The sequence below is a fragment of the Leptolyngbya sp. AS-A5 genome, assembly GCF_039962495.1.
Lineage (GTDB): Bacteria > Cyanobacteriota > Cyanobacteriia > Leptolyngbyales > Leptolyngbyaceae > Leptolyngbya.
The window spans coordinates 426,445-448,619 of the sequence record NZ_JAMPLL010000003.1; the positions used below are offsets into that span (position 1 = coordinate 426,445).

Sequence of the window (22,175 nt, forward strand, 5' to 3'; positions counted from 1 at the left end):
GAATTTTGTAATTCTCAGTAGAATTTCTGTTTTCTTTAAAGCATCCAAATAATAAGGGGAGCTTTTTGGCTCCCCGACTTGACATATTTAGCTTCCGTATAGGCTGTTAACTTATGCTCATAGAATACAATTTGCCGCCGCGCGATCGTGCCTCCCGTGGGGTTGAATGTTTCCTCTATCCTTCGATCGAACTGCCAGCATCTTGCGGCAGATATTAGTGCGGCTTATAGAACTGGCTGTTAACAAAAAACTCCGATCGTTCGATCGGAGTTTTGCATTTAATCCTCTTCTTGGCTGCTACTTTTTGTAGGAGCGGAACGATTGGTAAGCGTACTCTGGGTGGTACAGATGACAGCGATCGGTGATCTCTTTCATCAAACCCCAGGAGAACTTGTACTGCCTTAGCTGAGTTCCCCAAATTTGGGTCAAGCTATGATGAGCCAGCCGCAGATTGTAGGACGGAATCGCTGTACAAAGGTGATGCGGAATGTGGACATTGATATCGTGGCAGAGAAATTCAATCCACTTGGGATAGTCACAATGCACGGTTCCGAACAATTGCGCTTGGGCGGCATCCCATTCTTCTGGCTCTTTGAATTGAATGTCCGGTAAGGTGTGGTGAACCAGCGTAAAGGTACTCATCCAGAAGTGATAAACTAACCAGGGCATCAGCCAGAACTTAACAAAACCCCACGCACCAACCGTTAGAAGCAAAGCAGGAAAAGCGATTGCCGCAAACGCAACGACAACCGCGATCGACAATTTCACTTTGCCGTGATCTTTCGGCTTGTAGTTCGCTAGGTTAAAGTGAACGATTGCCCAGTGCAGAACCGATGCTAACCACCAGAGCCGTCCGCGAGTCGTTTTGTAAGCAATTCTTGTAATTGGGTCGAGACTGTCATACACTTCCGGTCGCCACGGTTGCCACGCATTATCCACATCCATTTTGTTGGTGTGATTGTGGTGTTGGTTGTGTGAAATCCGCCAGCAATGGAACGGGTAGATCAACGGAGCCATAAAAATGTGACCAATGAGATCGTTTACCCATTTACGGTTGGCAAACGATCGATGTCCACAGTCGTGCGCGATTACAAAAAAGCCAGTGAGTGCCGTTCCGGTAAAAATCCAGGCAAACGGCAGGAGAAACCAGGGAGAAGCCTGAATACTCCAGTAGCCTAAGCCCACCATCAAAACATTGACGATTAAGGTTGTCCAGGCTTTTTGCATATTTTTTTGAAAGCACTCACGCGGTAGCGTCTTGATAATGTCTTTCAATCGAAGTTTTGTTTCGGGACTCGTCAGAGTCGAATAATCGGGCGTGAGCGATGCTGTCATGAACGATCTTTCTCTCCGGAAAGGACTGTAAAAAACACAATCGTTGAGACAAATGCTCGATCAAACATTTGCCGCACGAAAATCAGGCTCCAAGCGACGGCAACCCGATTTCAGATTATTAAAGTATTGTGTTTTCTTATTAAGAAACCTTAATTGTTATACCACGTTTCCTGATCCTGACTTCAGGATTCGTCTTTTCCTTCTGAGGGCAAGCGTCGCCCCCGTCGCTTTCGTGCTTCCATTGCTCGCTCTAGAACGGTCAGTAGTCCTGGTGCTTCTTCCTGTAGCGCTAGTAACAAGCGTTCGCCTTCTTCAAGATCGCCAGGATCTTCGCCGGTTTCCATCACTGCCTTCAAGCGCGGTAAAGCGAGTTCATCCACTAACTCTACGAGGCTATGTAAGCATCGGTTGAACTGGCGCTCGGTCAAAGTAGAATCTTCTAGCGGAAACTCGATGATTGCACGAATCTCGCCGTCTGAGGGATCGTATTCCCACTGCAACATCTTGGTTTCCCAAGAAATTGCCAGCATTGTTTGTAGAATTGCCGCTTTATGCGGATGGTCTTTGACTCCTGATAACACCCGTGGTGCGAACATCTCGAAGAATTCGCCTTCTTCATCGAGTTGGATCACAATCAAAAAATCTTCTAAATTCTCACCGTACACTCCGGTCAGAATCCGGCTGCCTTCCTCGTCAATGCGATATTTCCACGCTTTAAGGTCGAGATAACCTGCAATTTGTTGTAAGGTGGCTGCCATAAGAAATTTTTCCGATTCAGTCTTGAACAGTCTAGCGGTCGATGATGGTCGGTTGTCAACTTGTTGGCGATAAAGCCCGATCGACCTGGCGCATTAAGGCTTCAGGCGTTGTGGAATTATCAAGAATGACGTTTGCCCGATCGCGCTTTTGCTTGATCGGCATTTGGCTTTGAATTCGCGCTTGGGCTTGCTCTAGGCTCAACTTTTCACGCTGCATCAGCCGTTGAATTTGCTGCGACTCCGAGCAACAAATCACCCAAATCTCACTCACTAAATCGGTCATATTGGCTTCAAACAGGAGCGGAATCACAAGCACGATCGTTGGGTGAGTTTGAGCAAGACGATCGCACTCGGCTTCAAGCATTTGCCTCACATACGGATGGATCTGCTGCTCTAGCCAAATGCGTTCAGTGGGATTAGAGAAGACGATCGTGCCTAGTTTTGCTCGATCGAGCGTACCATCGATTCGGAGGAGATGAGCGCCATAGCGATCGATGACTTGAGCCAGAATCGGCGATCCTGGTGCGACTGCATCCCGCGCAATCAAATCTGCATCTAGAATCGGTAAACGATGTGCAGCAGCGAGATAATTTGAAACTGTGGTTTTACCCATCCCGATTCCGCCCGTAATTCCGATCCTGCGGGTCAATCCCATGCAAGGTGTCCTCAAATTTCTTGATCTAGTGTAAAGTTCGGGCTGAAGTCTCGATCGAGGTTCTCTTGGCTCATTGGCTTGGCTTAATCACGGCGCTACTAATTGGTGCGGTTCTGCGGTTTTGGAATCTTGACGCAAAACCGCTCTGGATGGATGAGGTGATTACCGCAATCTTTAGCATGGGGCGGAATTATCTTGAAGTGCCAGTAGAGCAGTTTTTTACCGTTGCGGTGTTAGATCAGTTTTTTCAACTGAATCCTACAACCTGCGCGAACATTGCTCAAACAGTTTCGGTACAGTCGGTTCATCCGCCGCTATTTTTTTGCTGGCTGCATCAATGGCTGCAATGGGTTCCGGGCGATTGGGTATGGCGAGCGCGCTCGTTAAGTGCAGTTGCGGGAGTTGCTGCGATCGCGCTCTCATATGGGCTGAATCGAGTGGCGTTTTCTCCAAGCGCGGGAACGATCGCGGCTCTGGTCATGGCGGTATCACCGTTTGCGATCTATCTCTCTCAAGAAGCGCGTCACTATACCATTCCGATATTGTTTGTAATCATGGCACTCATTGGATTGATTCGGATTCAACAAGATTTGCTTCAACAGAAGCACTCTTCTAAAATTTGGATGGGTTGGAGCGTTGTAAATAGTGTTGGCTTTTACGTCCATTATTTTTTAGTATTAGCGATCGTCGCTCAGCTTTTCGCGCTGTTGGTGCTGCAAATTCGATTGAAATCGAGGCACCCCTTAACGTTCTGGTGGCAAACTTGGGGTGCGATCGTCCTTGCAGGCTTAGGAATAGTTGCAATTTGCTTTCCTTGGCTCCCAACTTTTATCAGTCATATCAGTCGTCCTGAAACAGATTGGCTCGAAACCTCTACTGCTGCATGGTGGAGCTTTCTAGTTCCGCTATATCAGTTTGTCGCAGGTTGGCTTGTCATGGTGGTAGCGTTTCCGGTGGAGTATCAGCCAGTTTGGATGATTGTGCTATCTGCGATCGCAATGCTGTTGTTGGCAGGCTGGATTGTTTGGTGCATTGTAAAAGGATTAAAGCTCCTGTGGAACGATCCACAAACGCATTGGCAAACATTAATGCTTGCAAGTTTTGTCATTGCCGTCATTCTTGAATTTGTGGCGATCGTCTATCTCCTCGGCAAAGACATTACTCAAGTGCCACGATACAATTTCATCTACTATCCAGCAGTTTGTGCATTGATCGGAGCAAGCTTTTGGAAGTTGCAGCCTTCTAAGTATGAAAAACCATTGCTGCTGTATTTTATCGGTGGTTTAAGCTGCGTTTTCGTGGTGTCTAACTTAGTGTTTCTCAAGCCGTTTACGCCCGATCGTGTTGCTACCAATATCTTGTCTAAGAACTGTAGTGCTATCGTTATGGGCTACAACGATTTTCAAGACATTGCTTTAGGATTAGGCTTTGCTTTAGCAATTCAAACTGAAGAAAAACAACAGCCGCAACTGTGTCAGCCTTCAAGATTCGCGCTGATTTCTCGATCGCAAGGCTATGACACTTTTTGGCAAAAGTTAGCAACACTGAAGGTCGAGGCTCCTCCCATTCAAAAATTTTGGGCGATCGCGCCTGGTTTAAGAATGCGTGATTTTCCGGCTCAAGTCACCGTTCAGAAGCGGAGGTGCGATCGGAATCCAAACCAGCAATACCGCATTGGTATTCCTTATGTTGGCTACGATTGTCGCTAGACTCGCGCTAAATCTGGAAACACTTCTTGTACGGCTGAATGGAACAAATGATGATTCTGCACGTTTAGGCCTTTCGCTAACGCAGAATCAAGATCGAGCGCTGTCATTCCATAGTTTGCCAATTTCATCACATACGGCAATGTACTGTTATTCAATGCTTGAGTTGCAGTCCAGGGAACAGCCCCGGGCATATTTGGCACCCCATAATGCACAACACCTTCGTCTACATAGGTTGGCTCTGTATGTGAAGTTGGATGCAATGTTTCGATACAGCCGCCTTGATCCACAGCCACATCCACGATGACTGAACCCGATCGCATCTGACTGACCAATTCCCGCGATACTAAAGTCGGAGCTTTTCGTCCCGGAATGAGCACAGACCCGATCAGCAAATCCGCCTGCGGTACGAGTTCTTCAATGTGGCTCGAATTGCTATACAGTAGCTCTGCTCGTGAACCAAAAATAGTTTCAAGATAAGACAATCGATCGACATTCACATCCAAAATTGTCACCTGTGCGCCCATCCCGATCGCCATTCTCGCCGCTTCGGTTCCAACAATTCCCCCACCCAGAATCACCACTCGTCCCGGCTTCACTCCCGGAACTCCACCGAGTAACACACCGCGCCCGCCCTGTTGCCGCTCTAAATATCGCGCTCCAAATTGCACCGATAGTCGCCCCGCGATAATGCTCATCGGCGTTAACAACGGCAAGCGTCTATCTGGAAGTTCAACCGTTTCGTAAGCGATCGCACTTACACCAGAATCAAGCAAATGTTCGGTTAAGCGGCGATTGGCAGCTAAATGCAAATACGTAAACAGAATTTTGCCTTTCTGAAGGTAATGATATTCGGAAACTAACGGCTCTTTCACCTTGATCACAAGCTCTCGATCCCAAGCCTCCTGGGTATGCGTCGCGATCGTCGCGCCTGCCTGTGTATAATCTGCATCGCTAAATCCCGATCCGATTCCCGCATTCGACTCTACAAACACCGAGTGCCCTTGTTCAGCTAGCACCCGGACACTGCTTGGACTTAATCCCACGCGAAACTCTTGATCCTTCGTTTCCTTCGGCACACCAATTTCCATGATCAACCTCGATCGACAAGCTATCTATAGCTTAATCGGCAATCTCCATGTGAATCGTAGTCCAATGCAAGACGAGTTTAGAATAAGATGAAGAACTGTTTAGATCCGCTTTCTAAACGGGTTTGCACTTCACGTTAAGCAGAGGCTTTTTGATCATGACTCAAATTCAACCCACCACAACTCCTAAGCTAGAGAATCCAAAGTTCGGCTTCAATGATTACGCAGAACGCTTGAACGGACGTGCAGCAATGATTGGATTTGTCGCGACGCTGGTTGTAGAATACGTCACCGGACAAGGGCTGTTGACCTGGTTAGGTCTGATTTAGAAATTTTGGAGTTTTGCTGAAATCTCAGCCAAAATTCAGCCTATTAAAAATAAATTCAGAGCAAGACTGAGAGATTTTACCGTCTCTCAGTCGATCGCTTTAAAATAAGATAAAGCGCAACCCGGAAAACGCTATGAATGCTCTATGGTTCCACGTTCTAAGAACGATTTATCGTAAAGAACCCATTTCTGCCTTTATTCTCACCGCAGGCATGATGAACGTTGCGATCGGCGGCATTGACCACAGCACTTCGCTCGCCGCGTTTGGATTTAGCACTGTAACGATCGCGCTCATTCTTCGCTGGTGGTCGCTGTCTCGACGACCTGAACCCATTCGAGTCACCCCCTCTGCTCGACCCGGACAAGTCCCCGTTCGCGCTCTACTTGAAACCTCAGCCGCGCGATCGCTCCCTCCTTTATCGATGCCTAAAAAGCCACGCTAAACAATGAATTCTGTTCTGAAAATCGGTGAAGCTGCTACAAAAAGCGGTCTACCTGTAAAAACAATTCGCTACTACGACGATATCGGACTGCTCACACCGACTGTCGAGCGATCGCAGTCCGGCTACCGCTTATTTATGCCCGAAGTGATTGAGCGTCTTGCTTTTATCAGAAGAGCGCAGTCTCTAGGATTGAGCTTGATTGAGGTGAAAGAAATTTTGGCGGTACACGACCAGGGAATTTTGCCCTGCGAAAAAGTTAAAGAACAAATCGAAGACAAAGTGGCTCAAATCACCGCGCAAATCGAACAACTCCATACGCTCCGGGCTGAACTGCAAAGCGTTCTTTCTCAATGGCAAGAGCAACCCGCACCAGAACTAATCCACACCAAAATTTGCCCCAACCTTGAAGCAGATATGAATTAATTGATAGATCGTTCTAGAGAGAGTCGTTAAGCCTACTCCTCTTGCCTAGCGTGTGAACTAGAAGCAAGTCAAAGGAGAGCAAAATGCACCCCACCACACAACCCCCTACGATCGAGGACAATGATCATAAGTTAAGGCAGATTGGTAAAGTCCTACGCTTAATTGGATGGCTCGGCGTGATCACGCAGCTTGGATTAGCGATCGTCGCCGCAGTTCTGCTGCTATTTGCGATCGCAGGACGAAGTTTTAATCAAGCCGCAGCGAATTTTATCGCTCCGGGCGCACCCGTTGATAACTTCGGCAGCGTCACGACACCAGGACTCGGAATCGGCATCTTCTGGGCAGTCTGCGGCATTGCCACGTTACTGTTCACGGCTTTTCTGGCGTTTCGGCACACTTTATTTGCGCGGCGACTTCGCCATCCGAGCACAGAGCGCCATCCCAAAAAAAGCGACGTGATGCAAGTGCTACGACTTGGCATCATTGCTGGATTTCTCGGCATGGCATTCACCATCTTAGGCAGCGGCACAACTTTAGGAGTCCTGCTGTCGAAAGCGATTTCCCAACCCCAAGGAGTCGCCATCTATGACCCCGCCCGGATTATTCGTCCACTAGATGTCTTTGTGGCAATGTCAAACGTCATCGGAGTTACGGCGCACTTTCTGGGCACGATCGCCTCAGTTGCAACCGTTAATTGGCTGCATCGCCAGTAGCAAGCTTTACCTTTTCTTCAGATCTCGTCTGCATCGAAGTGGTTTTCCTTGGGTACTCTGAACCAGACAGAACTCGAAATTTGGCGCTCAATAAGATCTGTCACTCTTATAAAGCGCAATGACTTTTAGATTCCCTGGGGTTTCTACTCGGCTTGCTCATCCATCTGGCAGCTTTAGTATGCAGAGCATCTCTCCTACCGTTCCATTCGTCGATCTCACGCTTCAACACCAACCGATCCAGTCTCAAATCGAACAAGCCATTCATACAGTGCTTGAGCGAGGAGACTACATTGTGGGACAAGCGGTAAAAGAATTTGAGCAGGCGTTTGCAAAAGCTTGCCGAGTCGCGCATGGAATTGGAGTTGCCTGTGGCACCGATGCGATCGCGTTGGGACTGCAAGCCTGTGGCATCCGACAGGGCGATGAGGTGCTTCTGCCTGCGAATACCTTTATCGCGACGCTGATCGGAGTGTTGCGCTGTGGGGCGACACCCGTTCTGGTCGATTGCGATCCAAGAACGGCGCTGATCGATTTAGCTGCGGCAGAGCGAGCCGTTACACCTCGGACTAGAGCGATCGTTCCTGTTCACCTTTACGGGCAGATGGTCTCCCCCAGTCGGTTAAGAGATTTAGCCGATACCTACGAATTAGTGATTTTTGAAGATGCGGCACAGGCACATTTGGCAGAATGCGAGGGGGTTCGAGCTGGATCGATCGGGCTTGCGGCTGCCTTTAGCTTTTATCCCAGCAAGAATTTAGGCGCATTGGGCGACGGCGGCATGGTCGTCACAAAAGACGAAGCGATCGCGACAAAGGTACGATCGCTGAGAAACTATGGCGCTCCCCGCAAGTATTTTCATACGGACTTTGGCACGAACAGCCGTTTAGACTCGATTCAAGCTGCGGTTTTGAACGTAAAGCTGCCTTATCTCCAGCATTGGAACCGCGATCGATTTCAGATTGCGGAACAATATAACGCGCTGCTCTATCCCCTGCATTCACGCGGACTGGTTCCGATCCAAAACCAGAGCGGTAAAGGTCATGTATATCACCTCTATGTCCTGCGCGTGTTGCAGTCGGAAGCGGGATGGATCGATCGCACGGCTCTACAAGAACGCCTTGAGCTTCGAGGCGTTCAGGCTGGAATTCACTATCCCTTGCCCTGTCATTTGCAGCCTGCATTCAAACACTTGGGCTATCGAGAAGGAGATTTCCCGATTTCTGAAAGGTTATGTCAAGAAATCCTTTCGCTACCGATGTATCCTGGCCTAACCGAAGCGCAAGTGATCCAAGTCGTCGGCACGATCGAAGAGAGCCTCGCGGCTCCCAATGTTGTTCAGATTTCAGCTTAAGTTATGCAAATTCGGCGCTTGTCATTTCTCGATCGCTACTGGAGCAATATTGTCCTGTTGGGATTAATTGCGGCGTTATATGCTCCGTTGCTGGTTCATTGGTATGACGGCTGGATCAGAAAATCAATCAGCACCGAACACGAATACTTCAGTCATGGTGTAATCGGACTGCCGTTTGCCGCCAATATTGCTTGGTATAACCGCAAGCGCTGGATACGGCTTGCGGATGAAGTGGGATCAGCTAGGCTTGTCGGTCTTGGATTATTGCTGGTCGCAGGATTGTTTTATCTCAGTGGGCTGCCTGAGCCGGTTAATTTGTCGTTTCCAATTCTGCTAACTGGCGTTTGCCTCTGGCTCAAAGGAGTGTCTGGCTTAAGATTGCAGGCTTTCGCCCTCCTGCTTGTTTTTCTCGCAACGCCGAACGAGATTCCTTACCTACTTGCCCCTTACACAATGCCGCTTCAGAGCTTTATCGCAGGGACAGCAGGATTTATCTTGAATCAGTTCGGTATGGCTGTGCGAGTAGAAAATATTTATCTGTTCGTAAACAATCGTCTCGTCGAAGTTGCACCTTATTGTGCCGGATTAAAGATGCTGTTCACTAGCTTATATGTGGGGCTGATGCTGCTGTATTGGACAAACAATCTCCGATCGCGTTCTTTCTGTATTACTTTCATGATTGGAACTGTTCTCATCAGCGTCACCGCTAATATTATCCGCAACACATTGCTGACGTTCTTCCACGGCACAGGACAAGAAACAGCGTTTCATCTCCTGCATGACGGTTGGGGTGGAGATGTCTACTCTGCAGCAATGCTGGGCTTACTAATAGTGCTGTCAAACCAGATGGAAAAGTTTTTCGCACCATCCAGCCCCGAATCCTGATGCTGTCTTCTTTGTCTAAATCACTCCGGCTCAATCTGCCAAAAGTTGTCTTGCTGCTGATGTTGAGCGGATTTGTTGGTGTAGGCGCATTACCTGGATATCTCTCAAATGGGCAATGGCGCTGGACAGCCCCACCCCCGGTTGCCGTACTCGACAACTTGAAAGCGCTGAAAAAAGTCGGAATCGAGTTTCCAGGCTGGAAAGCAATCACCAAACAAGCGACCGAAGTCGGTGAACACAAGTGGATGCGCCAGGAAATTCAGGACGCAACCCAAACGATCGCAACCGTTCTATTTCTGCCACAGACGAAATCGATCGCGCAGCCGCAAGTCGAATGGACAGATCTCGACGGCTTCCAGCGCTGGAAAACCGATTCCCATCGTCAAATCCAAACCCATTCGATCACCGTTGAATTTCTGCGGGCGTGGACACCGAGACAAACCTATGCCGTCATGCGTTGGTATGCCTGGGAAGACGGTGGACACCCGGCTCCGATTCAGTGGTTTATCCGCGATCGTCTCGCCCAATGGCAGAACCGGCGAGCGGCTTGGGTGGCAGTCAGCGTGATATTACCGATCGAGCCGCTCGAAGACATCGAACCCCATCGCAGCAAGCTCGAATCACTGGTACAAACCGTACAATCCACCTTGACGAATCAAATTCTGCGCTCAAACCGATAAATTTGGGCAGACCGAAGCGGAAAACTCGGATGTCAGAGGGGTGCATCTCACTACAATGAGCACGATCGCAACACGAATGGCTGTCCCATGCCTCTAGTTCAATTACACCTCCCGAATGCACGCGGCTGGATCACTTCGCTACTAATGACGGGTGTATACTCTGTTACTCCTGCTCTGTCAATTTGGCTGAGTGCCCGAAGCGCGGTTGCGTCTGATCTCGCTGTGCCTGCTCAACCCTCTGCTCCTTTGCCGACACGCCCATCCCCGCTTGAAATCATTGAGCAGGCGCGGCAAAAACTTCGAGAATCGGCAATGCCCTCTGTTCCAAATGCACAAGCTCCGAATGCACAAGCGCCAGTCGTTCCGCCTGTCAAAACGTTTAGTCTTTACCGTTTGGGGGCGGGCGATACCGTTTCTGTGCAGGTGCAGCGATTTGCCGATCTGAATTTTCAAGCGACGATCGACCAAGAGGGCAATATTACCGCCCCATTGCTCGGTAAAGTGCCGCTGCAAGGGTTGACGATCGCTCAAGCTCAAGAACGCATCCGGGAAGGGGTGAATCGTTTTGTGATTAATCCAGTTGTCTTTGTGGCACTCACCAATCAACGCCCCGTTCTCGTCACCGTAACAGGCGAGATTGCGCGTCCGGGTCTTTATACGCTTACCCTACCGCGTGCGTCCGCCGCTTTATTACTTGCAGGCGGCGCGACTGGACAGGCAGATTTACGATCGGTACAGGTCAAACGGCTTTTATCCGATGGATCGGTTCTCGAAGAGAAGCTAGATTTAGTCACTCCTTTACAAGACGGAGCGGCGCTACCGGATTTGAAGCTACAGGACGGCGATGTTGTGGTCATCCCCAAGCTTGCAGAACAGGATCAGACCTACGATCGTACCCTGATGGCACGATCAACGTTAGCCAAACCGCAAATCAACATCCGGCTATTGAGCTACGCGAACAATGGTCTCGGAACGCTAACGCTGCCCAACGGCAGCACTTTTCTGGATGCCCTCACTGCCGCAAGACCGGGGCCGGACACCGCAAATCTACGTCGAGTGGCGCTGATTCGGTTTGATCCGGTTCAGAAAAAAGCAGTGACTCGCGAGATTGATGCTCGCAGCATTCTGAGCGGCAATATGGCTCAAAACATTGCCCTCGAAGATAATGACGTGATTGTTCTCGGGCGCAACCTCGTTGGCAGAATCACTTATGCGCTCAATACCTTTACCCAGCCGTTCCGCGACGTTTTAGGCTTCTTGCTCTTTTTCCGGGAGCTGAGAAACGGTGCCGATACGCTGTTTGGCCCAACCGGGGTCAACGGGGATCGATAACTTTTGAATCGATAACTTCTAGTGTTAACAGGACTTTGTTATGGTTCCACCGATCGTCAAACGGTATTTACTTGCCGTAAATCGCTATAAATGGGTGATTCCTGCCAGTGTGGTTGCGGGTCTAAGTGCGGGCGGAATCGTTGCCGTTCAGCCCGATCCGCCGATCGATTTCTTGGGCGAGGCTCGACTCGTGGCAAACGCACCGCCTATTACTTTTTCGACGATCGGCTCCCAGGTGCGTCAACCCGTCGAAACCTTTACAAAAGACACTTTATTAACGCCAGCAGTGATCGAAGGAGTCGCGAAAGAGGTCGGCATCAAGCCCGAGCGGTTGGAAAAAGCAGCGACGATCCAGATCAAAGGGGGAGGTGATCCAAAAGATCCAAATGCGGCAAAAGCAGAAATCCAGCTCACCTACAAAGATGGAGACCAAAAGCGGGTCGGCGAGGTGATGGCACTGCTCTCTAAGCGATTGATTGAGCAGAGCCGATTGAACAATTCAGCTCGCCTCAGAGCAATTATCAGCGCCATCGAACAGCGATTGCCCAGTGTCCGGCAAGATCTAGCAAAAGCTGAGAGCATCTTGATGCGATACGATCGCACCGAAGGGCCGCAACTCTTTGCCGCTCAAGATGGCAACATCATTAAGTCGATCGCCAGCAGTCAGCAACAACAGCAGCAACTGAGACTCCAGCTAGACGGCATTAACGCCCAAATTAACAGCATTCAGCGAAAATTAGGACTTGATCCAAACCAAGCTTATGTGTCTTCAGCACTGAGCGCTGATCCGATCATTGCAAGTTTACGCGCTCAGCTTCAGCAAATCGAGTCGCAAATGACGGTCTTACTCAAAGATTTGCGCCCTGAGCATCCTCAAGTAGTCACGCTCCAAAAACAACAGCAAGCCTACGAAGAAGAAATCCGCAAGCGAGCCGCAGAAGTGGTTGGCGGTAATGGTCAGGTCGCTCCGTTTGTCGCCAATGTGCGCCAAGATAGCAATCTTGATCCAGCCAGACAGCAACTGGCAAATACGCTGGTCAATCTCAAAACTCAGCAGGAATCGCTACAGCAGCAGGTCGCATCGAGTCTGCGATCGGAGCAAGCGCTGCGACAACAGTTTTCCACCATTCCCAATAAGCAGCTAGAGCGCACCAGGCTGGAAGATCAAGTCAAACGCCAAAAGAGTCTCTATGACCAGATGCAGCAGAAGCTAGTCGATGCGAAAGCAGCCGAGGTCGAAATCGTCAGTAGCTTGGGTGTGGCGCAAGCGCCGTCTGTCGCTCCTGCAAGTGTAAAAGCACCGAAAAGCATTCCGATTACGCTGGCAGTCGGTGCGATCGTTGGGTTAGTTGTGGGAGCAGGGGTGATCTTCTTGCTCGATATGCTTGAGGGCACAGTCTACACGGATGAAGATTTGCGTGAGGTAATTCGGCAGCGCGATGTGGCAATTTTAGGCATTCTGCCGCAAGTCAAATCTTTTATTCCGGGACAGTCTCCGATTTTAGTGAAGCCCAATTCGCCTTATGCAGAATACTACGAGCGGTTCCGCAGCAATCTTCGACTGACTGAAACCAAAGATCTGCGCGTCATCATGACCATCAGCACGATCGAGAATGAAGGAAAGACAGTCACGGCGTATAACTTAGCGATCGCTTCGGCACGGGCAGGAAAGCGAACATTGCTCGTTGAAGCGGATTTGCGATCGCCTTCTGCGGCTTACCAAGTGAATCTCACGCCTGATCCCGATAGCCAGATAGAGCCGCTACGGTATTTTGGCGATATCGGCGATTGTATTCGCCTCGCTCCCGATGTCGAAAACCTGTATGTGGTGACCAGTCCGGGGCCGCAATCGTCTGCCGCATCGTTATTAGAATCAAGCGAACTCCGTCGTTTACTCGAAGATGCAAGGGGGCGATTTGACCTGGTAATTTTAGATTCGCCACCCTTGAGCCAATGTAATGATGCGCTTTTGCTAGAGCCATTGACCGATGGCATGGTGTTGGTGACTCGTCCAGGTGTGACACAACAAAGCTTACTCGAAGAAGCGATCGACCAACTGACTGAAACTGCCAATCTACGGTTACTGGGGGCAGTGGTGAACGGCGTTGAGGTGCAATTACCTCGTGCCGTGGAGGACGCTTTGATGAATGATGCCAAAGAGTGGCTGTTTACTTCATCTGCGCCGGAAACAGTGGTAATGAGCGATCGCAATTGAAATCATGTGCAACATTTCAAGTGGGGATGAGAAGATAATCAGCGCGATCGTAAGGGTTCTTTGAGAAATCGGAGCATATACAAACCTGCATACGCTAGGCTGAATAAGCTGGATATCTATCAATCTAAAGAAATGGCAGAGCAGGTCTACGATGTCGTGGTAATTGGCGGCGGTGTTACAGGAACCGCTTTACTTTATTCGCTTGCAAAATTTACCGATCTAAAGCGCATCGCTCTAGTCGAGAAGTATTCGCAAATTGCAACTGTGAATTCCAAATCTAGCAATAACAGCCAGACGATTCACTGCGGCGACATCGAGACGAATTACAGTCTGGAAAAAGCACTGAAGGTGCGGCGATCGGCAGATATGATCGTGCGCTATTCGGCTGAACTACCTCCAGCCATTCGCGATCAAGTCATCTATCGCTATCCCAAGATGGTTCTAGGCGTGGGAGCCGAAGAAAGCCAAATTTTGCGGCAACGGTACGAGGAATTCAAGCCGCACTTTGAGGGAATGCAGCTTTTGGAAAAGGTGCAAATTGCTGAGGTTGAACCGAACGTTGTTAAGCTCAACCAGCACGATCGACCCGAAGAACTGGTAGCGCTTGCAGTGCTTGATGACTATACTGCCGTGAACTATGGTGCTTTGGCTCAGTCCCTGGTGGAGCAAGCACAAGAAGTGGCAGATAAGACAGTGGATTTGATGTTAGGCAGTCCGGTCAAGTCGATCGAACCGGTCGGACAGAACTACCGCATTACGATCGCAGACACCTCCATTACGGCGCGATTTGTTGTAGTCTCGGCCGGAGGACATAGCCTGCTCTTTGCTCACCGCATGGGAATTGGGCTGGAATATTCTTGCTTGCCGGTTGCGGGGAATTTCTACTTTACACCCCAGGTCCTCAACGGCAAGGTTTACACCGTGCAGAATGATAAACTTCCGTTCGCAGCAATTCATGGCGATCCGGATGTGACTGTGCCTGGAAAGACTCGGTTTGGGCCAACGGCGCTACCACTGCCCTTGTTAGAGCGCTACAACCTGAAGACGTTTGTGGATTATCTGGAAGTGTTGCGCTTCGATCAGCGTGTCAGCGCTGTTCTTTGGGATTTGTTTAAGGTGAGGGACATTCGCAACTACATTTTGAAGAACTTTGCATTTGAAGTGCCGATCGTCAGTCGTCGCCTGTTTCTAAAAGATGCACAGAAGATTGTGCCATCTTTGCAACTAGAGGATTTAGAGTTTGCTCATGGAGTGGGTGGAATTCGTCCTCAGCTAATTGACAAAACTCAGGGCAAGCTCATTTTGGGGCAGGCAGAGATTGATCCAGGCAATGGCATCCGGTTTAACGTGACACCTTCACCCGGTGCTACAACCTGCTTGGGTAATGCAGAGCAGGACTTATTACGAATTCAGCAGCATCTAGGTTGTGAGGTCGATCGCACTTGGTTCAATGCAAACATCGCAATTCTGAATTAGTTGTGAAGTGGGGAGCGGGGTGTCGTTCTGTTTAACCCCCTACTCCTTGCCAACGCAAAATAAAGAAGCGCAATTTTTTTGCTAACAGCGTGCGATTAATACGTTCTAGAAAATAGCAAATGCGGTCTCGTCTGAAAATTAGTCATACTCACCCAGGCTAACCCCTCACTGGTTCCCACCCACAACTTATTCCCAGTATCAGGCGCAAGCGCCAACACACGATTTGAAGGCAAGTTTGGCACTTCACCGACGATCGCACCATTATAAGGATTCACGCGCAGTAGGCCGCTATTGGTTCCCACCCAAATGCTGCCCACGGCATCGAATCCCGCAGACAGAATCTCACGTCCCCGCAGCGATGTGATCGATCGCTCTCGTCGCCGATTTGCCGGATCAATTTTCACCAGACCGCTCGTTGTGCCCGCCCAGAGGGAGCCATGTCGATCGAGCGCTAAGGCTTGAACCGCTCCTTCCTCCAAATTGGCAGTGTGAAGAATCTTGGCGGTTGCTGTATCAACCTGTACTAAGCTATCGAGCGTTCCCACCCAAAGCTGACCTTGTGGATCTAGGCTGAGCGCATTGGCACTCACACCCGGTAAATTCTTCAGCGTCGTCATTAGTAGCCCTTCATGCGGGCTGACTAGCGCCAAGCCCGAATCAGTCCCGACCCAAAGAAACCCTCGCTGATCGACAAGTAAAGCTAACACCCGATTCGATGGCAAAAAGAGATTGAGCGCAGTCACTTGATTCGTTTTTGGATCGATGCGCCAAAGTCCCTCACTGGTGCCGACCCAAATTCGACCCACCCGATCTTGAGCCAGCGCCCCGATCGTCAGATTCGGCAATGGCACTCGTGCAAGCACTCTTCCGGTATTAGGATCAATTTTTGCAACGCTGCGTGAAGTTGCCACCCAGAGATTGCCTTGAAAATCGCGCTGAAGTCCTGCCACTCGAAAATCGGGCTGATTCTCCTGCGGTAAAGATGGCGCAACCGGAGGCGGCGCGATCGGCGCAAATGGGGGTACAGCGGTCGCACTTGGTGCGGCAATGGTCAAACCCAGCAACAGCGAAGCAAATCCGAATCGGCGGCGCACGAAAGACATAGCCCATCTCAGTAAAATCTGGTTTATTGTGCCTCCAAATTGGACGATCGCAACGCGAGGAAACCCGGAATTCCACTCGAATCACCGTCGTCTTATCCGCTACGATCGACAAAAATTGTTAGAGTGAGAAATACTTCACGCCATCAGAACCGGGCAACTCGTAGAGACCTTCTTTCAATGCAAACTGATTCGATCGTGCAATGCCCCAACTGTTTTTGTCAGGCGCTCAATTCTGAAAGCCAGCCGTTTTGCCACAACTGTCACACCCGAATTCTAAAGCGTTACCTGTGGGCACTCGGATCAACTGCTTCACCTGGGGAATTGATCGACGATCGCTTTTTGATGAAGTCTGGTCAGATCGCATTAGACACAAAACCAGGGCTGCCGACGAGCGCGATCGAGGTTCCGCCACCGCTCGAACCTTATTTGCACCTGATGACCGAACGCCCCGCAATTCCACAACCCTATGCAGTGGTTGGCGAAATTGTCTTTCTAGAATCGGCTCCGCTCTATCCAAGTGGAGCGCGTTCTGAACAGGGAGAAGATTTGTCTGGGCAATTGATGCCGCGATTAGAGCAAGTGTGGAATGCAAGTTGCGGATTTCGTCAGCTTCACTTTTTGCGACAACTGGCACAACTTTGGCACAGTTTGAGCGTAGAAAAAGCTGCCTCTACGCTGCTGAATTCTCATCTTATCTTCGCAGATGGTGATAGCGTCAGAGTTTTAGAACTAGAGCTAGCTCGTGGCACGGTTCCACTTTCAGAACTAGGGAAATTTTGGTCAAGTTGGCAAGTCCAGCCTGCGATTGCAAGTTTCTTTAGCCAAGTCTGTCAGAACTTAATTCAAGGACAAATTACAAACGCTGAAGGCTTGATTGAAGTGCTAGATGCTGCGATCGCTTCCCAAAGTACCCAACAAACTCGACAGATTCAACTCGCCACGCTCAGCGATCAGGGTCCAAGCCGCTCCAGTAATGAAGATGCCTGTTATCCAGCAAGCGGAACCAGTGGTGCGAACCATTCCCTCCTGATTGTCTGCGATGGCGTGGGTGGACATGAAGGGGGAGAAGTTGCCTCAAACCTGGCAATTCAAACGATCGTGCAGCACACGCAAACGCTAACACAGAATCTGGAGTGGGGACTCGAAGAAGCAGTGCTGAGAGCCAATGACGCGATCGCCGCAAAGAACGATGCAGAACGGCGACAAGAGCGGCAACGCATGGGAACCACAGTCGTCATGGGGCTGGTGCGAGCGCACGAACTGTATCTCACCCATGTCGGCGATAGTCGCGCTTATCGCATTACTCGACGCGGCTGTTATCAGGTCACGCTTGATGATGATGTTGCCTCCCGCCAAGCTCGATCGGGGTACACCTTATACCGGGAGGCTGTCCAGCGCTCCTCAGCGGGATCACTCGTACAAGCTCTGGGCATGGCAAGTTCAAACACTTTGCATCCCTCTACCCAACGATTTATTCTCGATGAAGACTGCGTTTTTCTATTGTGTTCGGATGGATTGAGCGATAACGATCTCGTCGAAGAATACTGGCAAAGCGAAATTGTTCCAATTCTTGACGGTAAAACCGATCTTGCTGCCGTTGCCCGCAGATTAGTGGAAATTGCCAACACGCAGAACGGTCACGATAATGTGACTGTCGGTTTAATTCATTGCCAAACCCGCGAAACCGGACAATCCTCCACGGTACAACTTAGTGAGCTACCAGAACAGACAAAACCAACTCAAATGTTTGCGCCTTCCACCTCACCGCCCGGGCTGCGAACCGAGTTGCAACCGCGTCGATCGTCCTGGCTTAAAACGTTGCTGATTCTGATGGGATTATTTGGTGTAGCAGGCGCGATCGCGGCACTATTTGTTCCAGAACTTATTCCCACCCTGAGCAATCGTCGTCCCACCGTTGCAGAATCGCCGATCGTTCCGCCTGTACCTGCTTCCCCCCTTGCTCTAGACACAGGCACACTCATTCGTCTCGATCGCCCTGCAAGCGATGCAGGACTTCCACTTTTGAGAAAAGCTGAACCGTCGATCGATTCTTCGCGCGAACTCGTGGGACAAATCCCACCAGGAACCGTTTTACAAATCCTGGGACGACAACAGACCACGACAGATCGATCAACTTGGATACGCCTAAAAGTTTGCACCCCAAATCTAGATGCTAAACTTCCTAATGCCGTTAAAGCCGGAGACATCGGTTGGCAGAAAGAAAGCTTGATCGCGCCCTTCTCCCTTCCCGATTCCAATCAACTCGGAGCCTGTACTGCTTCAACAGAACTGCCAAAACCGAACGTTCCTTCCACCCCATAGAATATTAATATTGAAGTTCTGGAGTTAACCAGCTTTTGCCAATTCATGTCACCGTCTGAACTTCCCTGTTTAAGTCTTGCGATCGAGCGATTACGCGCTTCCCAAGCCCAGCACTTCGCAATCCATGTGATTGAAGCTCCTTATCGGGGAGGATATTTGCTGCGAGATTGTCTATGGACAGACGAGTTGATGCACCACTGGCGATCGTGGCAGGAAATGTTTTCCTCGCGTGGAGTTCCGGACGTGCCGCACGTCTCGCAGGTCAGCACACCGCCAATCCGAGCCGCAGAGCTGCCGATCGGTCAACCGATTCCGCGCAGCGCCCGCTTAATGCAAGATCTGGGAATTAATCTGTGGCAATGGCTGTTTGATGGGGTGATTCAGAGCAGTCTAAATCGCAGCCAGGGAATCGCTCAGGGCAAAGGAAAAGCGCTCCGGGTACGATTAGATGTACGCGATCCCGATCTGATCTCGCTGCCTTGGGAGATCATGCAAAGCGATGCGGGAAAGCAGGCAATCTCGCTCAGTCAGCAGCTTTTATTTAGTCGCACCACCACCGATGTCGATGCACTCCCGGAACTGCGATCGGAAACCAGCCTGAATGTACTATTGGTTCTGGGACAAGATGCCGCACCCGACTTGCCTAACATTGGATTTGAAGGCAGACAGCGCGACGAATTGAAGCGACTGAAGTTAGAGCAAGAAGCAACCGCGCTCTCGAGAATTCTACGAGAGCGACCGGGAATGGGTCGGCTTGCGGCTCCTTGTTTCGTCGATACGCTGCTGCAACCGACTTCAGCAGACCTGATCGATCGGCTGGAGAACGGTCATTATAATGTCCTGTTTTATGCGGGTCATGGCGTTCCTGCGCCCGATGGCGGCTTGCTATTTCTGCGCCCCAATCAACCGATGAATGGGACAGAACTAGCACAGGTGCTTACTCGCTGTCAGGTCAAACTAGCCGTGTTTAATGCGTGTTGGGGAGCGCAACCAGAGGAACAACATCACCAGACGATTCCGAGAAGTAGCTTGGCGGAGGTGTTGCTGCATCACGGAGTGCCCGCAGTGTTAGCGATGCGAGATTCGATTACCGATCAAGAAGCGCTGAGTTTTATCGCAGCCTTTGCTCAAGCGTTGAGCGATCGAATGCCGATCGATCAATCCGTTGCCGTTGCGCGGCAACATTTGCTGACTTTGTTTCGATTCAATCACCAGGCCTGGACATTGCCTGTGTTGTATATGCACCCGGAATTCAACGGGGAATTGATTAAACCGATCGAAGAAGGATTAACGCAAATTCCCCATACACCAAGCCAGCTAGGGGGGCAGCATCCGATCGCATCGCTGCGATCGCTGGAAAACGCCAAGATTTGGACGATTCGCGGTGGCTTGATGCGCGTGGGCATGAGCACCGAGAATGATTTGGTCTTAGCGAACGAACCCGGTGTTTCGCGCAAACACGCGGAAATTTTTTCCCGCAGCGCTGATTCGATGCAGCCGACCTATTTTCTGCGGGATTTTTCACGCTATGGCACCTGGATTTCGACGGTGAACGGGTGGCAGAAAGTCCATAATTACGAGGTGCCCTTATATTCAGGGGCGCAGATTAAGTTTGGTGGCTCTCAGAACTCTGTTTTAGAGTTCTTGGTCTCGCCTGCGGATGGAAGAAACTAAAATCTGCCCTTAGAATTACGGAGGTCGATCGTAAAGGTTTGGAGATTTTAAGTAATTTAGCGTAAATTGATAGGTCAGTTACGGAACTGGTAACACTGGGCTTGAAGCTATAGCCATCAAACACACCAACCCTTAGTTCAATTACAGATGCGGATTATTGTCATGGCACACGAAGCAAGTCCTTCTAACTCTCATGAACTTCAGCAAGCATTCGTCGATGCCTTACTTGATTCGGAAGCAGTGACGGTGCGGTGGAATCAGCCGGACAATGCTGACACTGTAGAAGTTGAGGTCGCGGAAGTTCCCGATAGCGCGATCGCTTATCCTTGGAATCCGGCTGATCCGGAGGCAGAATCGTTTTTCAACAGCTTAGAGCAGAAATTCTCACTCGATGCGCTCTCTGATGCTGAAGTTGCCGATCGTGCCGATGCCTTTTTCTCTCATTTAGATTCGCTGTTCGCGGCTCCCACGCTTGAAACCTCTCTGGCACAAAAATTTGCAACCGTGCCACAATCGATTTTGAACACGATCGCTCAGCAAGCGCAGAAACTAGCGAATTCCTCCGCAACTCTGGCAGATCAGTTGGTTCAGTGTGTACAAGAAGCGCTGCCGCAGTGGGCAGAAGAAGACTTACAAGTGTTAGCGCGTCCCTTGGCTTACTCGATGCGCGGTGAAGAACAAGCGGTAAAGGCGACCGACTGGGCGAGATTGTCGGAAACGGAGCAGGCGAAATTGACGCTGGCGATCGCTCGGTATGCACTGAACGAAGCTCAAGATTAATTCTGCGAAAAGATATTAAGAACTCTGGATTCTGTTACAATCCAGAGTTTTCGCATTTACCGGTCTGATTTTTGCAGCTTTGTTCTACAGCAGATTGAAGCGCTGGAGTTGGGATTCGATCGTTTTCGGTAATAGCTTCCGCAATTGTGTTTTATCTTTGAACACCAATCGATTCTGGCTTGGTAGATCAAATGGAAACTGCCCTGGCATATCGGAGCGTTCCATCTGCACCAGTAGAACTTGCTCCGATCGCTTACTTTGCAGCGCGTAGCCCGTTTCGACACACACTTTAGGGCTGGGAATCAGAAGCGGAGGCGTATCGGAAATTTGAGCGATCGAAGTGCTATCGCCGATAAATAAAAGACATTGACGAATCGATCGCATCAGGGAGCTATTCAATCGAATGGCTCCTTCGTTGAGACGGTGGGATTCTCGCAGGGTGATAGGGAGGCGCGATCGGCGATTCAAGCTATCAATGACGGATTCGAGTTCATCCCGGAGTAGATCGCCGGATTCCGTAAACTCGGTCTGATAGGAAAAGAAGATTTCAGGCTCTAGATTTGCCATCACTTCTTGTTTTGAGAAGTAGATTTCGTGGCTGGAGAGATCAATATTAGAAATTGCGTAGCCGCCGCTTCCTTCGATGTAAAACTCAACCGTTTCGCCTTGGAGATACCGTTGAAACCAGGTCGATTTCTTCACCTCAGCGCTATCCTCAAGAAAGTCAGCCCTTAAGCCCGATTTCAGCAGACTATTTTTGCTTAGTCTTAAATCATGGGGACGCTTCTCTAGTTCCCGAATGGGTTCATACTGCTCCAAATACCACGCCTTCAGCGCAATGATCGCCATGCTGCAATCTGCCTTCTATTTAAAACTACAACAGCACCCAGCTACTACTCTCCGAGTGA

General features: G+C 50.0%; 20 protein-coding genes. 14 read left to right on the top strand and 6 right to left on the bottom strand.

The window, feature by feature from the left end:
- Window positions 1-297: 297 nt before the first annotated feature.
- From NC980_RS06585 to coaE, 3 genes are all read right to left on the bottom strand, one after another.
- Entirely contained in the window at window positions 298-1,335 is a 1,038-nt protein-coding gene (locus NC980_RS06585; protein ID WP_190377973.1) for a fatty acid desaturase, read from the bottom strand.
- Between the two features lie 182 nt (window positions 1,336-1,517).
- Window positions 1,518-2,093 (bottom strand): hypothetical protein, encoded by a 576-nt coding sequence (locus NC980_RS06590; RefSeq protein WP_190377974.1) that lies wholly within the window; start codon window positions 2,091-2,093, stop codon window positions 1,518-1,520.
- 55 nt (window positions 2,094-2,148) lie between these two features.
- A complete protein-coding gene (coaE, locus tag NC980_RS06595) occupies window positions 2,149-2,742 on the bottom strand; it encodes a dephospho-CoA kinase (protein ID WP_190378038.1) in 594 nt (197 codons plus the stop codon).
- A 71-nt stretch (window positions 2,743-2,813) separates the two neighbouring features.
- Between coaE and NC980_RS06600 the strand changes: the two genes are divergently transcribed.
- Window positions 2,814-4,457, top strand: a complete 1,644-nt coding sequence (locus NC980_RS06600; protein ID WP_190377975.1) for a glycosyltransferase family 39 protein — start codon at window positions 2,814-2,816, stop codon at window positions 4,455-4,457.
- Here the strand turns inward: NC980_RS06600 and ald are convergent.
- Complete coding sequence (gene ald / locus NC980_RS06605; RefSeq protein WP_190377976.1) at window positions 4,454-5,545, bottom strand: alanine dehydrogenase; 1,092 nt, start codon at window positions 5,543-5,545, stop codon at window positions 4,454-4,456. The genes NC980_RS06600 and ald overlap by 4 nt on opposite strands.
- A 155-nt stretch (window positions 5,546-5,700) precedes the next feature.
- Here ald and NC980_RS06610 point away from each other — a divergent pair, with 155 nt between their 5' ends.
- The 10 genes from NC980_RS06610 (at window position 5,701) to NC980_RS06655 (ending at window position 15,388) form a co-directional block, all read left to right on the top strand.
- Window positions 5,701-5,871, top strand: a complete 171-nt coding sequence (locus tag NC980_RS06610; protein WP_190377977.1) for a chlorophyll a/b-binding protein — start codon at window positions 5,701-5,703, stop codon at window positions 5,869-5,871.
- A 133-nt stretch (window positions 5,872-6,004) separates the two neighbouring features.
- Window positions 6,005-6,313: a hypothetical protein gene (locus tag NC980_RS06615; protein WP_190377978.1), complete on the top strand. Its 309-nt coding sequence runs from the start codon at window positions 6,005-6,007 to the stop codon at window positions 6,311-6,313.
- A 3-nt stretch (window positions 6,314-6,316) separates the two neighbouring features.
- Complete coding sequence (locus NC980_RS06620) at window positions 6,317-6,736, top strand: heavy metal-responsive transcriptional regulator (protein WP_190377979.1); 420 nt, start codon at window positions 6,317-6,319, stop codon at window positions 6,734-6,736.
- An 83-nt stretch (window positions 6,737-6,819) separates the two neighbouring features.
- Complete coding sequence (locus NC980_RS06625) at window positions 6,820-7,449, top strand: DUF3611 family protein (protein ID WP_190377980.1); 630 nt, start codon at window positions 6,820-6,822, stop codon at window positions 7,447-7,449.
- A gap of 178 nt (window positions 7,450-7,627) precedes the next feature.
- Window positions 7,628-8,800 carry a DegT/DnrJ/EryC1/StrS aminotransferase family protein gene (locus NC980_RS06630; protein WP_190378039.1) on the top strand — a complete coding sequence of 391 codons (1,173 nt, stop codon included), beginning with the start codon at window positions 7,628-7,630 and terminating at the stop codon, window positions 8,798-8,800.
- 3 nt (window positions 8,801-8,803) lie between these two features.
- Window positions 8,804-9,685 carry a cyanoexosortase B gene (gene crtB / locus NC980_RS06635; RefSeq protein WP_190377981.1) on the top strand — a complete coding sequence of 294 codons (882 nt, stop codon included), beginning with the start codon at window positions 8,804-8,806 and terminating at the stop codon, window positions 9,683-9,685.
- Window positions 9,685-10,365, top strand: a complete 681-nt coding sequence (locus NC980_RS06640) for a cyanoexosortase B system-associated protein (RefSeq protein WP_190377982.1) — start codon at window positions 9,685-9,687, stop codon at window positions 10,363-10,365. The genes crtB and NC980_RS06640 overlap by 1 nt, the downstream gene beginning before the upstream one ends.
- An 87-nt stretch (window positions 10,366-10,452) precedes the next feature.
- Window positions 10,453-11,697: a polysaccharide biosynthesis/export family protein gene (locus tag NC980_RS06645; protein WP_242027068.1), complete on the top strand. Its 1,245-nt coding sequence runs from the start codon at window positions 10,453-10,455 to the stop codon at window positions 11,695-11,697.
- Between the two features lie 40 nt (window positions 11,698-11,737).
- Entirely contained in the window at window positions 11,738-13,912 is a 2,175-nt protein-coding gene (locus NC980_RS06650; protein ID WP_190377983.1) for a polysaccharide biosynthesis tyrosine autokinase, read from the top strand.
- A 132-nt stretch (window positions 13,913-14,044) separates the two neighbouring features.
- A complete protein-coding gene (locus NC980_RS06655; RefSeq protein ID WP_190377984.1) occupies window positions 14,045-15,388 on the top strand; it encodes an FAD-dependent oxidoreductase in 1,344 nt (447 codons plus the stop codon).
- Between the two features lie 95 nt (window positions 15,389-15,483).
- On the opposite strand, the gene NC980_RS06660 is transcribed toward NC980_RS06655, so the two are convergent.
- Window positions 15,484-16,491: a two-component regulator propeller domain-containing protein gene (locus tag NC980_RS06660; protein ID WP_190377985.1), complete on the bottom strand. Its 1,008-nt coding sequence runs from the start codon at window positions 16,489-16,491 to the stop codon at window positions 15,484-15,486.
- Between the two features lie 177 nt (window positions 16,492-16,668).
- Here NC980_RS06660 and NC980_RS06665 point away from each other — a divergent pair, with 177 nt between their 5' ends.
- The 3 genes from NC980_RS06665 (at window position 16,669) to NC980_RS06675 (ending at window position 21,267) form a co-directional block, all read left to right on the top strand.
- Window positions 16,669-18,813, top strand: coding sequence for a PP2C family serine/threonine-protein phosphatase (locus tag NC980_RS06665; protein WP_190377986.1), 2,145 nt, complete (start codon window positions 16,669-16,671; stop codon window positions 18,811-18,813).
- Between the two features lie 45 nt (window positions 18,814-18,858).
- Entirely contained in the window at window positions 18,859-20,487 is a 1,629-nt protein-coding gene (locus NC980_RS06670; RefSeq protein WP_190377987.1) for a CHAT domain-containing protein, read from the top strand.
- Between the two features lie 162 nt (window positions 20,488-20,649).
- Window positions 20,650-21,267 (top strand): hypothetical protein, encoded by a 618-nt coding sequence (locus tag NC980_RS06675; protein ID WP_199298609.1) that lies wholly within the window; start codon window positions 20,650-20,652, stop codon window positions 21,265-21,267.
- An 84-nt stretch (window positions 21,268-21,351) separates the two neighbouring features.
- Here NC980_RS06675 and NC980_RS06680 read toward each other — a convergent pair whose 3' ends face one another.
- A complete protein-coding gene (locus NC980_RS06680) occupies window positions 21,352-22,116 on the bottom strand; it encodes a hypothetical protein (RefSeq protein WP_190377988.1) in 765 nt (254 codons plus the stop codon).
- Window positions 22,117-22,175 lie beyond the last annotated feature (59 nt).

What these genes read in the sequence shown, in the direction of transcription:
- NC980_RS06585 (WP_190377973.1), bottom strand. Translation starts at nt 1,335, where the DNA reads ATGACAGCATCGCTCACGCCCGATTATTCGACTCTGACGAGTCCCGAA.
- NC980_RS06590 (WP_190377974.1), bottom strand. Translation starts at nt 2,093, where the DNA reads ATGGCAGCCACCTTACAACAAATTGCAGGTTATCTCGACCTTAAAGCG.
- ald (WP_190377976.1), bottom strand. Translation starts at nt 5,545, where the DNA reads ATGGAAATTGGTGTGCCGAAGGAAACGAAGGATCAAGAGTTTCGCGTG.
- NC980_RS06610 (WP_190377977.1), top strand. Translation starts at nt 5,701, where the DNA reads ATGACTCAAATTCAACCCACCACAACTCCTAAGCTAGAGAATCCAAAG.
- NC980_RS06615 (WP_190377978.1), top strand. Translation starts at nt 6,005, where the DNA reads ATGAATGCTCTATGGTTCCACGTTCTAAGAACGATTTATCGTAAAGAA.
- NC980_RS06620 (WP_190377979.1), top strand. Translation starts at nt 6,317, where the DNA reads ATGAATTCTGTTCTGAAAATCGGTGAAGCTGCTACAAAAAGCGGTCTA.
- NC980_RS06625 (WP_190377980.1), top strand. Translation starts at nt 6,820, where the DNA reads ATGCACCCCACCACACAACCCCCTACGATCGAGGACAATGATCATAAG.
- NC980_RS06630 (WP_190378039.1), top strand. Translation starts at nt 7,628, where the DNA reads ATGCAGAGCATCTCTCCTACCGTTCCATTCGTCGATCTCACGCTTCAA.
- crtB (WP_190377981.1), top strand. Translation starts at nt 8,804, where the DNA reads ATGCAAATTCGGCGCTTGTCATTTCTCGATCGCTACTGGAGCAATATT.
- NC980_RS06640 (WP_190377982.1), top strand. Translation starts at nt 9,685, where the DNA reads ATGCTGTCTTCTTTGTCTAAATCACTCCGGCTCAATCTGCCAAAAGTT.
- NC980_RS06645 (WP_242027068.1), top strand. Translation starts at nt 10,453, where the DNA reads ATGCCTCTAGTTCAATTACACCTCCCGAATGCACGCGGCTGGATCACT.
- NC980_RS06650 (WP_190377983.1), top strand. Translation starts at nt 11,738, where the DNA reads ATGGTTCCACCGATCGTCAAACGGTATTTACTTGCCGTAAATCGCTAT.
- NC980_RS06655 (WP_190377984.1), top strand. Translation starts at nt 14,045, where the DNA reads ATGGCAGAGCAGGTCTACGATGTCGTGGTAATTGGCGGCGGTGTTACA.
- NC980_RS06660 (WP_190377985.1), bottom strand. Translation starts at nt 16,491, where the DNA reads ATGTCTTTCGTGCGCCGCCGATTCGGATTTGCTTCGCTGTTGCTGGGT.
- NC980_RS06665 (WP_190377986.1), top strand. Translation starts at nt 16,669, where the DNA reads ATGCAAACTGATTCGATCGTGCAATGCCCCAACTGTTTTTGTCAGGCG.
- NC980_RS06670 (WP_190377987.1), top strand. Translation starts at nt 18,859, where the DNA reads ATGTCACCGTCTGAACTTCCCTGTTTAAGTCTTGCGATCGAGCGATTA.
- NC980_RS06675 (WP_199298609.1), top strand. Translation starts at nt 20,650, where the DNA reads ATGGCACACGAAGCAAGTCCTTCTAACTCTCATGAACTTCAGCAAGCA.
- NC980_RS06680 (WP_190377988.1), bottom strand. Translation starts at nt 22,116, where the DNA reads ATGGCGATCATTGCGCTGAAGGCGTGGTATTTGGAGCAGTATGAACCC.